The organism is Sulfitobacter sp. IGS-18 (assembly GCF_059628195.1).
This window is the reverse complement of the sequence record NZ_JCAQIH010000003.1, coordinates 78,020-92,727: the sequence shown is the minus strand read 5'-3', so window position 1 is coordinate 92,727 and position 14,708 is coordinate 78,020. Positions and strand designations below refer to the sequence as shown.

The following is a 14,708-nucleotide window of genomic DNA, read 5'->3' as shown; positions in this document are numbered from 1 at the left end:
CTATTCGAACGCGTAATCAAAACCATCTGCGCCGCCCGTCACTGTGACTTTGCGCAGGGTGGCTCCGTCCAGACTGTAGGTCAGGATACGGCGGCTGAGTTCGGGCATCAGCGTATTTGTCAGAATAGCGTCGATCATCCGCCCGCCGGATTCGATTTCGGTCGCGCGGGCCTTGATCACATCCATCGCCCCGTCGCCGATCACCAGTTCCGCACCGTACCCTTCGAGCAGCCGCTTGGCCACCGACCGCAGCTTGTGGCCCGCAATCACCTCGATCATCGTATCGGACAGCGGATAATAGGGGATCGTGACAACCCGCCCCAGCAGGGCCGCCGGAAAGACCCCCAACAAGGGCGCGCGCAGGGCGTTGTTCAACTCTTCGGCATCGGCCTTGGTCTTGCCATCCTCGGTCATCGCCATGATCTCTTCCGATCCGACGTTCGAGGTCAGCAGGATCAGCGTGTTCTTGAAATCGATGCGCCGCCCCTCGCTGTCATCCATCATGCCCTTGTCGAAGACCTGAAAGAAAATCTCGTGCACATCCGGATGTGCCTTTTCGACCTCGTCCAGCAGCACCACCGAATAGGGCCTGCGCCGCACGGCCTCGGTCAGAACGCCGCCCTTGCCATAGCCCACATATCCCGGCGGCGCCCCTTTCAGGGTGCTGACCGTATGTGCTTCCTGATATTCGCTCATATTGATCGAAATCACATTGTCCTCGCCGCCATACATCAGGTCGGCCAGCGCCAGCGCGGTTTCCGTCTTGCCCACACCGGACGGCCCGCACAGCATAAAGACGCCAACCGGCTTTTCAGGAGGTTTCAGCCCGGCCGCGGATGTTTGAATGCGGTTCGCGATCATCTCCATCGCGTGATCCTGGCCGACGACACGTTCCGCCAGCGACGCTGCCAGTGCCAGCGCGCGTTCTGTCTGGCTCGACATCATCCGGCCCATCGGGATGCCGGTCCAGTCCTGCACGACCGAGGCAACAGCCTGCTTGTCCACGGCAGGCAGGATCAGCGGTGTTTCCCCCTGCGCCGTGGTCAGCGCCAGCATCCGTTCCCGCAGCGTGGCCAACGCGCCGTCGCGGTCGAAAGGTTCGGCCATCTCTGCCGGACCTTCAGGATCCGCTTTCATGTCGGCGTCCGGCGCATCTTCTTCGGGCACCGCGTCGCCGATCTCGCCGGTGTCATCAAGCGCAGCACCCGCACCGCGCAACTGTGCCCGCAGATCAAGGATTTCCGCGACCATTTCCTTTTCGGCCTCCCAGCGGGCGCTTGCCGCCTCCAGCGCTGTCGCTGCCTGTGCCAGCCGCGCCTCGACCTCGGCCTTGCGCTCTGTCACATCAATCCCGATCGCCTCTTCACGGTCGATAATGCCCTGTTCGATCTCAAGGGCGGACTGCCGTCGCTGAATGTCCTCGACCTCTGCCGGGGTCGCGTGCTGGCTGACCGCCACTCGGGCGCAGGCCGTGTCCAGCAAGCTGATCGCCTTGTCCGGCAGCTGGCGACTGGGGATATAGCGGTGCGACATCTTCACTGCCGCCTCGATTGCCTCGTCCAGCAGTTCGACGCGGTGATGTTTCTCCAGCACCCCGGCGATGCCGCGGCACATCAGCACCGCCTTTTCCTCATCCGGTTCCTCGATCTTGACGACCTGAAAGCGGCGGGTCAGTGCCGGATCGGGTTCGATATGCTGCTTGTATTCGGCCCATGTCGTCGCCGCGATGGTGCGCAACTCTCCGCGTGCCAGCGGCGGTTTCAACAGGTTCGCGGCATCACCTGTTCCGGCGGCACCGCCCGCGCCGATCAACGTATGCGCTTCATCAATGAACAGGATGATCGGCGTGTCGCTGGACTGGACCTCTTCAATCACCGATTTCAGGCGTTTTTCGAACTCGCCCTTCACCGAAGCCCCCGCCTGCATCAACCCGATATCGAGCATCTGCAAATCGACGTTGCGCAGTTGCGGCGGCACGTCGCCCCGCGCCAGCCGCTGCGCGAAGCCTTCGACGACCGCGGTCTTGCCCACCCCCGCCTCGCCCGTCAGGATCGGGTTGTTCTGCTTGCGCCGCAGCAGGATATCGACGATCTGGCGGATCTCCGCATCGCGGCCCACGACCGGATCCATCTTGCCGTCGCGCGCACGCGCCGTCAGGTTGGTCGCGAACTGTTCCAGCGCCGACTTGCCACCCGGCGCCTTGCGCGCGGGCCTGGCCCCGTCCTCGGCCGGTTTTGCGGGCGCCTCGATGGAATCGACCAGCAGATCGTCCAGCTGGGCCGCCATCGCCGACGGATCGATCTTGTCGAACTCAAGGCTGATCTTGAACAGCAGCCCTTCCAGCACCGGCACCTGAAGCGCGCCCAGAAGCACATAAGCCGACCGCACGGTATCATCCCCGAATTCCAGCGATCCGAAACTCCATGCTTCCTGAATGGCGCGAAAGATATGGTCGGAAAACTCCTCGACCGACCCGGCACCGTGGCGCAGCGCATCCGTGGCGCGCAACACGTCACCGTCGAATTTGTGCCGGTCCACCCCGGCCGATTCCAGCAACAGCGCAAAATCCGTGCCCTCCGCGTCGGCAAGGGCCGTGACGAAATGGATCAGCTCCACATAGGGGTTGCCACGTCGTTTTGCGGATTGCGCGGCCTCTGAAAATGCCTTCAGACATGCCGGATTCAGCTTGCCCACAAGCTCTTTGCGCTTGATCGTTTCCTGCGATCCGCGTGCGGACATATCAATATCCTCCAAAAAATGTTGTCGTAACGGGGTACTGATGAAATAATCAAAGTCGTTTTATAGTCTTCTATACTAGACCGAATTTGATTTTGAATCGACAACTTTGGCGGGCGATGTCCCGCCAACTGGAGCATTTGATGAAAACGCCGCTGCCGACGGATATCTTCAAGACCGGACAGGTGTTGAACAACACCTATGAAATTGCCGGCGTGTTGGGCCGCGGCGGTACCGGCGAAGTCTATCTCGCCCGCAACCAGATCAACGAACGCGACTGCGCGATCAAGGCGCTGAACGCTCAGTTCTCGGACAATGCCGAATACATCGACCTGATGCGCCGCGAAGACCAGATGCGCGCGATTCAGCACGATGCGGTGGTCCGCTATACCGAGGTGTCACGCTCTGATGCGGGCCATGTGTTTCTGGTGATGGATTACGTCGAAGGTCCGTCGCTGAGCGACGTGATGGAAGACCGCAAGCTGACCCCGCGCGAATTGCTGATCGTGGCGCACCGTGTGCTGGAAGGACTGGTCGCCACCCATGCGCACGGCATCGTCCACCGCGATCTGAGCCCCGATAATATCATCTTGCGCGGCGGCAAACCGGAACGCTCGACCATCATCGACTTTGGCATTGCCAAGGATACCGCCGCGGGCGCACGCACCATTGTCGGCAACCAGTTTGCCGGAAAATACGAATATGCCGCGCCTGAACAACTGGACGGAAAGGCAACGTCTCAGGCCGACCTTTATGCATTGGGCGCGACCTTGCTGGCGGCATGGCGGCGCGACGTACCTGATCTGGGCACCACGCCCGGCGAAATCATGCGCCGCAAGGCCGCCGCACTGGACACTGACGGTGTGCCCGACCCGTTGCGACCGCTCATCGAATGGCTGACCCAACTGCGCCCGGAGGACCGTCCGAAAGATGCCGCCGAAGCGGTCGCCTGGCTGGACAGCCAGTTTCGCCCCGACACCGGGACCCAGACCGAAGGCCCGGGCGGCAAGGCACGCAAGCGCAGCCGCGCGCCACTGGTTCTGGGTCTTGTCGCATTTTGCGCGGTAGCTGTGGGTGCTGCCTGGTTCACCGGGATGCTGGACGATCTGTTTGCCCCCGCCCTGCAGATTGCCTCCCCCTATGAAATGACGGCGACTTTCGATCCCGATGGTGAACAATCGCTGATCGCCAACGCGCCGGATTCCGAAACCGCTACCGGGTTGCGCAATGCATATGCCAGTGCGGCCGGGACGCTTGCCAATCCTGGCGAAGTCACACTGGCTGTCGGCATGCCCGCCCCCGATTGGCCCGACAATGCGGCTGATCTGATGACGCTTGCATCGGAACTGGAAAACTGGACGGTGACCCTTTCGGATCTGTCGGCAAACATCTCCGGCCTGGCGGCGTCGCGTGCGGCGCGCGACGCCGTGCACACTAGGTTGACAGCCTACGGCACTGAAGAGGGGCTGGACGTTCGTACGGATCTTGTCGCCGGGCCAAGGGTACTGCCCGCTGCCGCACTCGAACCCTATCTCACCGAACTGGCAAGCTGCGGCCCGCTTAAGCAATTGGACGGCACGCAAAGCGACTATGCCCTGTTCGATACCGTCACAATTATCGGCGATGTCGCCGCGAATACCGACGTAGAGACCATTCGCGCCGGTATCGAACCGCACCTTGGCGACCGCGATCTGAGGGTCGAGACCCGCACGCTGAACAAAGATCTCTGTGCCATCCGCGCCGCATTGCCACCGCTGGTCGCCGACACCGTGTCGATCTGGCTGGGCAAGGGCGAAACCGGCGAAGCGGCGCTGACCGGCGTCTTCACAACCGGCGAGAATCCCGTCGTCGACATCCAGATGCCGGCCACCCTGACAGGCGCATCCCTGTGGGTGATGGTCGTGGACAACACCGGAAAGGTGTTCCACGTCCTGCCCAACATCAACAGCACCGCACATATGATCGACGATCTGGGCGTGATCGAAAACGGCCTGCGCCGGGTGCGGATTCTCTGGCCCATCGCGGCGCTTGCCGAGGATCCGACGCGGCTGGCCATTCAGGTGACCGAGGACGATTACGGCAAGAGCGAGGTCATCGCGATCCTGTCCCGAACTCCGCTGTTCGACATGCGGCGCCCGCGCGACGAAAGTGTCTCCTCGGTCGCCGGGGCACTTGTCGAAACCCTGAAGGGCCGCGAAGACGAGATTCTGGGCATCGCGTCACGGATCATCGACGCGCGTCCCTAGGTCGTGTTGACATTCATTGTCGCCCACCCGCGCGAGACGGATTTTGCCGCTGGCGCCCTGATGAGAGCGCAGCAATGTGATCATTGGAAGCGAACATCCGGGATGGCAGAGGCAAAATCCGCCGCGCCCCGCAGGGGTTTCGCCAAAATTGCCCATTTCTGCGTTAAGAGAGCTTGAAATAGCTGGCTATTCCTGCGCTCTCTTGCCTGGAACTGAGCAGTTTTGGACTGAAACGGGTGGGCGACAATGAATGTCAACACGACCTAGCAACTGTACTGGTTCTTCGTTGGATCAAATCGACCGCAACAGGATCGTCCCGGTGTCCATCGCCGACACAATGCGCTGGAACTGACGGCGCCGCTCCTGTGAGTTCTCCGTGGACCGGATCAGCACCGTCTGCGTTTCCTGAATGATCCGGGTCGCCTCGGCGGCGGCCTTTGGCAAGGCTTCGGTGGCGACCGGGCGCAGCGCCCGTGCGGTGCGGCGCGGTTTGGAGCCGCCCTGTGCGATTGGCGCTGCGGGCAAGGTCCGGCTGCGGTTCTGCCGCACCACCTTTTCCAGCCGGGTCGCCGTCTGGGCCACCGCCTCCTTGACCGCGGCGTATTCACCTGTGTTTGGCAAGGCGGCGGCAATCCTGGCGTGTTCATAGGCCAGACAGTCGATCACATATTCCCGCTGCTTGATCCTGCCGCAAAACGCACTCGCGGCTTTCAGTTCCGTCACGACCGCATTGGTGACGGCAGCCGAAAGCGCCCTCGCGGTCTTGCGCGGCAACGCCTCCGGACTGCCGGCAGGGAACAGGAAATTCGACGTTTCGTTATTGGGATTATCCGGGCCGTACCCGCTTTCGTTATCTTGTGCGGATGATGCCGTCGCGATGCTGCAGGCCACAATGACGAGCAGAGCAAAACGTGTCAAAGAGAGATACATTTCCGTTACCTCCAATGTCTATGGCGCGGTGTCGGTTCCGCCCTGAATTGGTCACTATCTGCCTGCGCGCCGATCTCGCGCATCCTGACCTGCTTCGTATTATTCACCGCCGAAAATAACGGCTGCATAATCCCGCGCCGGTGTCGAAATAGACGTGGGAAAGATGCCCGATGACAACACGAAATGGTTCAGAATACCACTGCCATTCTGAACGCCCTCTCGCATCAGCAGAAAAGTGTACGGCTTTTTCAGCAGGGAAATCGGGGCTATCATCTCAACATTGAAGTTGATTCCTTTTTGCATTTCATTGAACCGAGGTACGCGATGCGCTGGCTTGTGATCTGCTTTCTGCTTGTTCTGCCATGGCCCGTTGCCGCCGCCGACAGGGTGGCGCTGGTGATCGGCGTGTCCGACTATCGGTCGATACCGCCGCTCAAGAACACGGCGAACGATGCCACTGCCCTTTCTGCCGTGTTGGATGACATCGGATTTCAGGTCACCACCCTGATCAATGCCAGCGGAAGCGACATGCGCGCGGCCCTCGACACCTTTGCCTTCGAAGCCGAAACCGCCGATCTCGCCCTGGTCTATTTTGCAGGGCACGGGGTCGAAGTGCAGGGCGAAAACTTTCTGATCCCGGCAGACGCACAAGTGACTTCGAACGCGGACATCCAGAAGGAAGCCCTGTCACTCAACGATCTGCTGGCCGCAGTGGACCGTGCGCGCAAGATGCGGATCGTGATCCTCGATTCATGCCGCGACAATCCATTCGGCGACTTCATCGACTTGTCCAAACCGGTGCAATCGACAGCCTCCGACGTGGCCACTCGCGGCGCGGGCGGATTGGCCCCACCGGCACCGGACCGGGGTACGCTGGTCGCATTCGCGGCCAAGGACGGCAATGTGGCCCTGGACGGCAACGGCAACAACAGCCCATTCGCGCTGGCCCTGATGGACAAGATGAAACAGGAAGGGCTCGAAATATCGCTGATGTTCCGGCAGGTGCGCGACGACGTGCTAAGCCGCACCGGCAACAGACAGGAACCGCACACCTACGGGTCGCTGTCGGGCATACCATTTTTCCTGGCCGGCGCGGGTGATCTGCCCGCACAGGTAAACGCCGAAGATCCCAAACTGGCATGGTCCGCCCTGCGCCCCGAGGACGAGGCCCAGTTCATCAAACTGGCCGAGGCTGGCGATACCCGGTCGATGATGAACCTGGCCTACATGCGGCTGAACCCGCAAGATCCGCGCTTTGATCCATCCGCCGCCGCCGAATATATCGAACGCGCCGCCAAAACAGGTTCGCCCGAAGCCCAATACGAATTGGCCGTCCAGTACGAAGCGGGCAAGGGTGTGCCGCAGGACACCGCCCGCGCGCTGGAACTCTACCGTCAGGCGGCCCGGCAGGATTACCCCGATGCACTGAACGATCTGGGATTTTTCTATTACCAGGGCATGCTCGGCCTGCCCGCCGATCCCAAGACGGCCCTGATCTATTTCGAACGCGCGGCAGACCTGCGGCATCCGCAGGCAATGTACAACTACGCCGCGCTGATCGACGACGGGTTGATCCCCGACAAGACACCCGAGGATGCGGCGGAATATCTCTACCAGGCCCTGCGCGCAGGCAGCCGGTCGGTTCTGAAGGTACTGACCGACAATCCCGACCAACTCAAACTTGCGACCCGTCGCGCCCTGCAAACGCGATTGACCCAACATGATTTCTATCAGGGCTCCATCGACGGCGACTTTGGCCCCGGCACACAACGCGGTTTGCGCCGGGCTTATGGCCTGACGGAATAGCTGAAAAATTGGACAAAATCGCCGGAATATGTTCTAGTTCACAATAGATTTAAGCGCCCGGCCTTGAACATGAATCGCCGATACCCTGCCGCGCTTCGCGCTCTCGGGACATCGCCGATACCGGTTGTATCAGGTTAAAGGCGGGACGCTGTAGAACCCATCCCGGCGATTATTGCCGCCACCCGAATTTCTCGAACGCCGCAGCCTGCGGGTCAATTTTATTCAGAAAAGGAATACCTCATGAAGTTCAAGGTCATCGCCCTGTCGCTCTGCACGCTGCCGCTTGCAGGTTGCCCGGAACCGCAGAAACCGGAAGCCCCCCCGGCGGCAAAAGCCACCACAGCCACGCCGCAACCCCAAAAGGCCGCGACCAAAAAAAATGCGCGCAAAGCCCCCGCACCGCAGGTAACCCCGGTGAAAAAGAAAGTACCGCCACCTGTTGAGATACCGGAACCAAGCGGCGGCGGAGGGGCAGGTGGCGGTGGCGGCGCCGGTGGTTGGGGCGGGTGATGCCCCTCACCCCTTCACTGGACGCAGGTCTGCGCCATCTGTTGACGGGGCTGGCATTGGGCACATTGATGTCCATCCCCGCCCTGTCACAGGAGGCCCGGAACCCTGCGCGCCTTGCCGTGGTGATCGGCAATCAGGACTACGCCGAAATCCCCGATCTGGGCAACGCCCGCCACGACGCGGAACGCATGGCAGACCTGTTGCGGACCGAAGGGTTCACGGTCTTTGACGCTTATGACATCGACCGTCGCGGGTTCGAGGATCTGCTGCGCACCTCGATCCTGAATGTCTCCGACGGGGCGGAAATCGTGTTTTTCTATGCCGGTCACGGTCTTCAGATCGGTCGGCGGAACTATCTGCTTCCCGTCGATGTGGCCTTCGACAGCATCTATGACCTGCCAGTGGAGAGCGTGACACTCGACCGGGTGATTGAGGTGCTGTCCGCGCGGGGCGAGGTGCATGTGGCGATCATCGACGCCTGCCGCGACAATCCCTTTCCCGACAAGATGATGGCGGGAAATCTCGACGCCAGCCTGTTCGAGACCCGCAGCGGGTTCGATGCCTTCCAGACCCCTTTGAATTCGCTTGTGGCCTTTTCAACCGCTCCCGGCATGGTCGCCTTCGACGGTCAGGGCGGTGAAAACAGCCCCTATACCGCGGCGATCCTGGCGGCGGTCGATGCCTATCCGGATGACGACATCCTGTCGGTCTTTGCCCGCGTGCGCGAAAACGTCTACAAGACGACCAAGGGGAAACAGGTGCCATGGGAAAGCTCTACGCTGGTGCAGCCGTTCCGCTTGCGCAAGCAGGGCGTCCCGGTGCCGCCGGTGCTCCTTGCCGCTGCGGAAATTGCGCAGGAAGGTGTCAGCAGCGAAACCCGGACAGCATCGGAACCGGCCACCCTGCCCGCCGCGGTGACGATCACGGCGACATATGATCGCGACGTACCGCTGACCGCCGCGCTCACACGGGCGCTGAACCTGACCGAGGCCTTGGATTTCGCCGTCACGACACCCCCGTCCGACGGCACCCTGAGCGTTGCGGACAACGGCATGATCTATCGCCCCCGGCTCAGCGAACGGCGCGCGACCACGCGCCAAATCGACCTTTCCGACAGCTTCACCCTCACCTTCGATCTGCCCGATGGCCCCGCCCCCGTGACAGTGTCGCTGGACATGGAGGTCAATGGTTGCGATCTGGCGGCGGGTGACGCGCTGGACCCGGGCGGCGTCGGCTTTTACCGGCTTCCCAACGAGATCGAAATCGCTCCCGCGCTGGCCGAATGCCGCGCTGCAGTCTCGCAGAATCCCGATACGCCGCGTTTCCGCTATCAGCTGGGCCGTGCCGAACAGGCCGCCGGCCTGTTCAAGGCCAGCTTCGACAGCTTTTCCGCCGCGGCAGACGCCGGTCACATCCGGGCGCTGAACGGCACCGCACGGTTGCTGATCACCGACAAGATCGACCGTGCAGCAGCGAACATCGCCGCCGATCCGGTCCGCGCAATGGCGCTTTATGATCGGGGGATCGCAGCGGGTGATCCCTTTGCGATGCACTCCAAAGGCCTGCACCTGCTGCGCAACAGCGACACCGATCAGGGGCGACAGGACGGGTTCGAACTGCTCGACCGCGCGGCAGAACTTGGCCATACCTATTCAATGAACGAACTGGGCATCTACTTCCTGACGCCCGACACCGAACACTTCCTGCCCGAACGGGGCATGCGTTATCTGCGCGCCTCCGCCGCGCGAAACGACATCTACGGATATTTCAACCTTGGTTTTGTGGCGCAAAACGGGTTGACCGAAGACGGAACCGACCTTGCCGCCGCCTATGACTGGTTCGTGAAAGCTGCGGACGGCGGGCATCCCATCGGCCCCGCCGCACTGGGTCGGATGATCGTCAACGGTCAGGTGCCGGGCCAGGGTCCGCAACAGGCGGTGGCGTGGTACGATAAAGGCCTTGCCCGTGGTGACGGATGGGGCGGTGTCAATGCCGCCGCGCTGATCCTGAACGGCACGGTGCAGGGCCAGACCCGCACCTCCGCCCTGATACGTCTGGCCAAGGCGCGGCATCTGTCGAACACAAAAGCCTCTGAAACCGCTGCCGCACTGCTTGCCGACCAACCGCCAAAAGAACTGGCGCTGGCCACGCAGACGCTGTTGGTGGAACTGGGTGCGACCATGCCGATCGACGGCGCGATTGGCCCAATGACGCGGCGCATCCTCGACCGGATGGCGCAGGACCACGGCCTGCCGCCCGCATCGAACGACCGCTTGTCCGAGCTTGAAACCGCCGCGCGCATCTATTGGGCGGAACGCCCGACACGGCCTGACCTGTTCTGAACAGGACCTATAAATCCACAAAGGCCCCGCGAAACAAAAGCGCCCCCGAAACGAATTCGGGGGCGCAATCAGGTTCTGGTCCGGATCAGTTGGCTGAGGCCAATTGCTCAGGCAGGCGGAAGGTCCAGAGGGTGCCACCTTGGTTGAGGTAGTTCACCTTCTTGGCGACTTCACCACCCCAGAGCGGCACCGCCCCGCCCCAGCCGGAGATCACGGTCACATATTGTTCGCCGTCCTGTTCCCAGGTGATCGGCTGGCCGACAATGCCGGACCCGGTCTGGAACGACCACAGTTCCTCGCCGGTCTCGTCGTCAAAAGCGATGAACTTGCCTTCGGGCGTGCCGGTGAACACCAGACCACCCGCAGTGGTCATCACACCACCCCAGAGTGGGGCATCGTTCTTGAATTCCCACCTGGTCTCGCCGGTGTCGGGGTCGATCGCTTTGAGGCTGCCGATGTGATCCTCGTAGTTCGGTTTGATGGTAAAACCGGATCCGAGGTAGGCTGCGCCTTTCTTGTAGGTGATCGGCTCATTCCAGATGTCCATCCCCCATTCGTTTGACGGGACATAGAACAGGCCCGTGACCGGCGAATGTGCCATCGGCATCCAGTTCTTGCCACCCAGGAAGGACGGAGAGGCGAATACAACTTCACCCTTGTTGCCGTCGGCTGCCCCGGAGGGATCGCCGGGGCGGTTCATTTCGTTGAAGATCGGGCGGCCGGTATCGTCGATGCCATTGGCCCAGGAAATATCCTTGACGAATGGCGTGGCCGAGACAAACGCACCATCTTCGCGGTTCAGCACGTAGAAGTAGCCGTTCCGGTCGGCGGTCGCAAAACGCTTGTTGCCGGCGCGGTCGGTATAGGCCACGACCTCGTTCACGCCGTCATAGTCCCAGCCTTCGCGGGGGGTGGTCTGGAAGTGCCACTTGATCTCGCCCGTTGCCGGGTCGATCCCAAGACGCGAAGCCGCGTAGAGGTTATCGCCTGTGCCGTCGTTTTTCTGACCCGCGTCACGCAGCCAGGAATTCCAGGGCGCGGGGTTGCCAGTGCCGAAGACCAGAGTGTCGGTATCCGCGTCATAGGAACCGCCCAGCCAGGTCGCCCCGCCGCCGGTCTTCCACATGTCGCCGGGCCAGGTCGCGTTCAGCGTGCCGGTCATGGTGCTCTCTTCGCCGTTGAGCATGCCCATGTGACCTTCGATCACCGGACGCTCCCAGACCATTTCTCCGGTTTCCGCATCACGGGCCTGCACTGACCCGACGATACCAAATTCACCGCCCGAATTGCCCGTTATGACCAGACCGTTCACGATCAGCGGTGCGGCCGTGTAGCTGTAGCCGGCCTTGTAATCCGCGATCTTCTTGTTCCATACGGTATCGCCGGTCTTGGCGTTCAACGCGACGATGCGCGCATCCAACGTGCCGAAATAGATGTTCTCACCATAGAGCGCCGCACCGCGGTTGACCACGTCACAGCAAGGCAGGATGCCTTCGGGCAGTCGCGCGTCATATTGCCAAAGCTCTTCGCCGGTCTTCACATCGATGGCGTACAGCCGCGAATAGGACCCGGTGATATACATGACGCCGTCATGCACCAGCGGCTGGGTTTCCTGGCCGCGCTGCTTTTCTCCTCCCAGCGAGAAGGCCCAGGCGGGAACAAGGTTCTTGACGTTGTCCTTGTTCAGCGTGTCGAGCGGAGAGTGCCGTTGCAGGTGACGGCCCATGCCGTTGGTCAGCACATCCTGCGTGGACGCGGTATCATTCGCCAGCATGTCTTCGGTAACACCCGAACCCTGGCCTTCCGCAAATGCGGATGTCGCCAGCAGGCCGGCAACGACTGCGATCATGAATTTGTTCATATCTTCTCCTCCCATAAGCCCGTTTTTGGGCGTCATCCGCTAAGTGCGCGCAATCGCGGCACAGCCTCCATTGCCAGTACTATTCGCGGAAAAGAGGTCGATTGATATTGCACAATGGTCGTATGTTCGGCCTGCGACTTACAGCGCCCGACCTTATATCTGAATCATCGGGTAACACGGTGGCGCCCTGTTCAAACGTCTGGAACGCGCCCTCCCAGGATCGGGCGAGGCCCTCTCTGATCCGAACAACCACCTGCGCAAGGAACAATTTCCCTGCTCAACAGCAATGCCCGGCGTTTTTCATCAGCCTGCCAAAGGTCGGCGTTCAGGTCTTTCGTCCCATACGCGTGCGCGCCGGATCATAGCCCGCCAGCGCCGCGCCGGTAAACACAAGCGCAGCAAGGCAGGTCCACCCCAAAGCCGCACCATTGAACTGGAGATAGAGCGCAAAACGGATCAGTTCGACCGCATGGGTAAAGGGATTGACCGCGCAGATGTCATGCAGAAGCTCCGAGCTTTCCGCCATCTTCCACAGCGGGTAAAGCGCGGACGACAGAAAGAACATCGGGAAGATGACAAAGTTCATCACCCCGGCAAAATTCTCCAATTGTTTGATCAGGCTCGACAGCACCAGCCCCAGCGCCCCAAGCATCAGCCCGGCCACCAGCAGCGCGGGCAGCACGGCCACATAGCCCCAGCCCGGCATGGTGATCCCGAAAGCCGCCGCGATGGCAAGAAAGGCATAGACCTGCAGGATCGAGATAATCGTTGATCCGGCCAGCTTGCAGAACAGCAGCCAGCCCCGCGGCAGCGGCGAGGTCAGCAGCAGCTTCATCGACCCCATCTCGCGGTCATATACCAGCGACAACGACGATTGCATGCCGTTGAACAGCAGGATCATCCCGCAAAGTCCCGGCACGATATATGTCTCGTAGGTGATGTAGGTCTGATAGGGCGGAATGATGCTGAGGCCGAGAGCCGCACGGAATCCGGCGGCAAAGACCAGCAGCCAGACCAGCGGGCGCACAAGGGCGGCGATGAACCGCTCGCGCTGGTGAATAAACCGCAGCGCCTCGCGCAGCACGATGGCCCGCAGTGAGGTCAGATAGGCTGTCATGCTGCAGCCCCGGTGAGCGTGAGGAAACGTTCGTGCAACGTCATGTCACCCGCGATGTCACGGGCCTTGCCCCGGGTCAGGATACGCGCACGGTGCAGGATGATCAGATCATCCCCCGGCGCCACCTCGTCGGTCAGATGGGTGGCCCACAGGATCGTCTTTCCGTCTTCCGCCAACCGATGGGCATGTAAGGTGATCGAAGCCCGCGCGGCGGCATCAAGGCCCACGGTCGGCTCATCCAGCAGCAGGACCGCAGGATCATGTAACAGCGCCCGCGCCAGTTCCGTGCGCCGCCGGTGCCCGCCATTGAGTGCGCGCGCCTTTTCGCCTGCGCGGTCCCGCATTTCCAGCTGGTCGAGTGCAGCGTCGATGCGGGTTGCTGCAGTGCGCCCGGACAACCCATGCAAGGCTGCGAAATAGCTCAGGTTCTGGCGGACGGTCAGATCAAGGTCCAGCGTGCTTTGCTGAAACACGATACCGAGTTCGGCCAATGCCGCGCGCGGCGCGCGGGCAAGGTCGTGGCCCGCAATCTCGATGCTGCCGCGCGGGGCCATGAAAAGCCGCGTCAGCAAGCCGAACAAGGTCGACTTGCCGGCACCGTTCGGTCCCAGCAAAGCGCAGAACCGCCCTGCCCCGACCTCAAACGAAACCTCCTCCAGCGCCTTTTTTGCGCCATAGGCAAAACTGAGATCATGGGCACGGAGTCCGGTCATTTGATGGTGATGTCGAGCCGTTGGGTTTCTCCGGTCGTGCCGGGGATCTTGATGTAATACCTGCCCGGCTTGATCGCGATAAAACCGATTTCCATCTCGCCCGCCTCGTCAAATTCGATACTGTCGAGGCCGAGCGGGCGGATCTCCAGCCCCTCCACCACGATCTCGTCGATCCAGATCGCGCGAAAGAATTCGGGGCCGACAAGCGCCAGTTCCTGGCTGCCGTCGCCCTGGATTGCGAATTCGTAGTAGGTGCCGGATCTGAGCTCCCACGCGCCTTCAGAGGCAATTGGAACACCCGCTGACAGGATGATGGGCGGCAGGTCCTCTTTGTTGCTGCCTGACAATAGCCCCGCCGCGCCAAAGCTCGGTGCGTTATCGTCATCAGCCAAGATAGCAGTGGGAAGGGCCAGAGCCAGGACGGTAACCAATGTTGTAAAGCGCATG

10 protein-coding genes are annotated in these 14,708 nt (G+C 61.6%); 3 read left to right on the top strand and 7 right to left on the bottom strand.

Features of this window, described 5'->3' with window-relative positions; translation table 11 throughout:
- Window positions 1-2,739 (bottom strand): type VI secretion system ATPase TssH, encoded by a 2,739-nt coding sequence (gene tssH, locus ACWNZ3_RS21155; RefSeq protein ID WP_496902523.1) that lies wholly within the window; start codon window positions 2,737-2,739, stop codon window positions 1-3.
- Window positions 2,740-2,879: 140 nt separating this feature from the next.
- On the opposite strand from tssH, the gene ACWNZ3_RS21150 reads away from it, so the two are divergent.
- On the top strand, window positions 2,880-4,982 hold the full coding sequence (locus ACWNZ3_RS21150) for a serine/threonine-protein kinase (protein WP_496902522.1): 2,103 nt from the start codon (window positions 2,880-2,882) through the stop codon (window positions 4,980-4,982).
- 291 nt (window positions 4,983-5,273) lie between these two features.
- On the opposite strand, the gene ACWNZ3_RS21145 is transcribed toward ACWNZ3_RS21150, so the two are convergent.
- Window positions 5,274-5,900 (bottom strand): hypothetical protein, encoded by a 627-nt coding sequence (locus ACWNZ3_RS21145; protein WP_496902521.1) that lies wholly within the window; start codon window positions 5,898-5,900, stop codon window positions 5,274-5,276.
- A 111-nt stretch (window positions 5,901-6,011) separates the two neighbouring features.
- Window positions 6,012-6,215 carry a hypothetical protein gene (locus ACWNZ3_RS21140; protein WP_269362961.1) on the bottom strand — a complete coding sequence of 68 codons (204 nt, stop codon included), beginning with the start codon at window positions 6,213-6,215 and terminating at the stop codon, window positions 6,012-6,014.
- A gap of 21 nt (window positions 6,216-6,236) precedes the next feature.
- Here ACWNZ3_RS21140 and ACWNZ3_RS21135 point away from each other — a divergent pair, with 21 nt between their 5' ends.
- Both ACWNZ3_RS21135 and ACWNZ3_RS21130 read left to right on the top strand, forming a co-directional pair.
- Complete coding sequence (locus tag ACWNZ3_RS21135) at window positions 6,237-7,718, top strand: caspase family protein (RefSeq protein WP_496902520.1); 1,482 nt, start codon at window positions 6,237-6,239, stop codon at window positions 7,716-7,718.
- 509 nt (window positions 7,719-8,227) lie between these two features.
- Window positions 8,228-10,570: a caspase family protein gene (locus ACWNZ3_RS21130; RefSeq protein ID WP_496902519.1), complete on the top strand. Its 2,343-nt coding sequence runs from the start codon at window positions 8,228-8,230 to the stop codon at window positions 10,568-10,570.
- A gap of 85 nt (window positions 10,571-10,655) precedes the next feature.
- Here ACWNZ3_RS21130 and ACWNZ3_RS21125 read toward each other — a convergent pair whose 3' ends face one another.
- From ACWNZ3_RS21125 to ACWNZ3_RS21110, 4 genes are all read right to left on the bottom strand, one after another.
- On the bottom strand, window positions 10,656-12,431 hold the full coding sequence (locus ACWNZ3_RS21125) for a PQQ-dependent methanol/ethanol family dehydrogenase (RefSeq protein ID WP_496902518.1): 1,776 nt from the start codon (window positions 12,429-12,431) through the stop codon (window positions 10,656-10,658).
- Between the two features lie 325 nt (window positions 12,432-12,756).
- Entirely contained in the window at window positions 12,757-13,548 is a 792-nt protein-coding gene (locus ACWNZ3_RS21120; RefSeq protein WP_269362955.1) for an ABC transporter permease, read from the bottom strand.
- Window positions 13,545-14,261 carry an ATP-binding cassette domain-containing protein gene (locus tag ACWNZ3_RS21115; protein WP_496902517.1) on the bottom strand — a complete coding sequence of 239 codons (717 nt, stop codon included), beginning with the start codon at window positions 14,259-14,261 and terminating at the stop codon, window positions 13,545-13,547. The genes ACWNZ3_RS21120 and ACWNZ3_RS21115 overlap by 4 nt, the downstream gene beginning before the upstream one ends.
- Window positions 14,258-14,707 (bottom strand): cupredoxin domain-containing protein, encoded by a 450-nt coding sequence (locus ACWNZ3_RS21110; protein ID WP_496902516.1) that lies wholly within the window; start codon window positions 14,705-14,707, stop codon window positions 14,258-14,260. Before ACWNZ3_RS21110 ends, ACWNZ3_RS21115 begins: the two co-directional genes overlap by 4 nt.
- Between the last annotated feature and the right edge of the window lies 1 nt (window position 14,708).

Bases quoted from the DNA above. Each gene is read 5' to 3' on its own strand.
- ACWNZ3_RS21125 (WP_496902518.1), bottom strand. From the start codon at position 12,431: ATGAACAAATTCATGATCGCAGTCGTTGCCGGCCTGCTGGCGACATCC.
- ACWNZ3_RS21120 (WP_269362955.1), bottom strand. From the start codon at position 13,548: ATGACAGCCTATCTGACCTCACTGCGGGCCATCGTGCTGCGCGAGGCG.
- tssH (WP_496902523.1), bottom strand. From the start codon at position 2,739: ATGTCCGCACGCGGATCGCAGGAAACGATCAAGCGCAAAGAGCTTGTG.
- ACWNZ3_RS21110 (WP_496902516.1), bottom strand. From the start codon at position 14,707: ATGCGCTTTACAACATTGGTTACCGTCCTGGCTCTGGCCCTTCCCACT.
- ACWNZ3_RS21115 (WP_496902517.1), bottom strand. From the start codon at position 14,261: ATGACCGGACTCCGTGCCCATGATCTCAGTTTTGCCTATGGCGCAAAA.
- ACWNZ3_RS21135 (WP_496902520.1), top strand. From the start codon at position 6,237: ATGCGCTGGCTTGTGATCTGCTTTCTGCTTGTTCTGCCATGGCCCGTT.
- ACWNZ3_RS21150 (WP_496902522.1), top strand. From the start codon at position 2,880: ATGAAAACGCCGCTGCCGACGGATATCTTCAAGACCGGACAGGTGTTG.
- ACWNZ3_RS21140 (WP_269362961.1), bottom strand. From the start codon at position 6,215: ATGCAAAAAGGAATCAACTTCAATGTTGAGATGATAGCCCCGATTTCC.
- ACWNZ3_RS21130 (WP_496902519.1), top strand. From the start codon at position 8,228: ATGCCCCTCACCCCTTCACTGGACGCAGGTCTGCGCCATCTGTTGACG.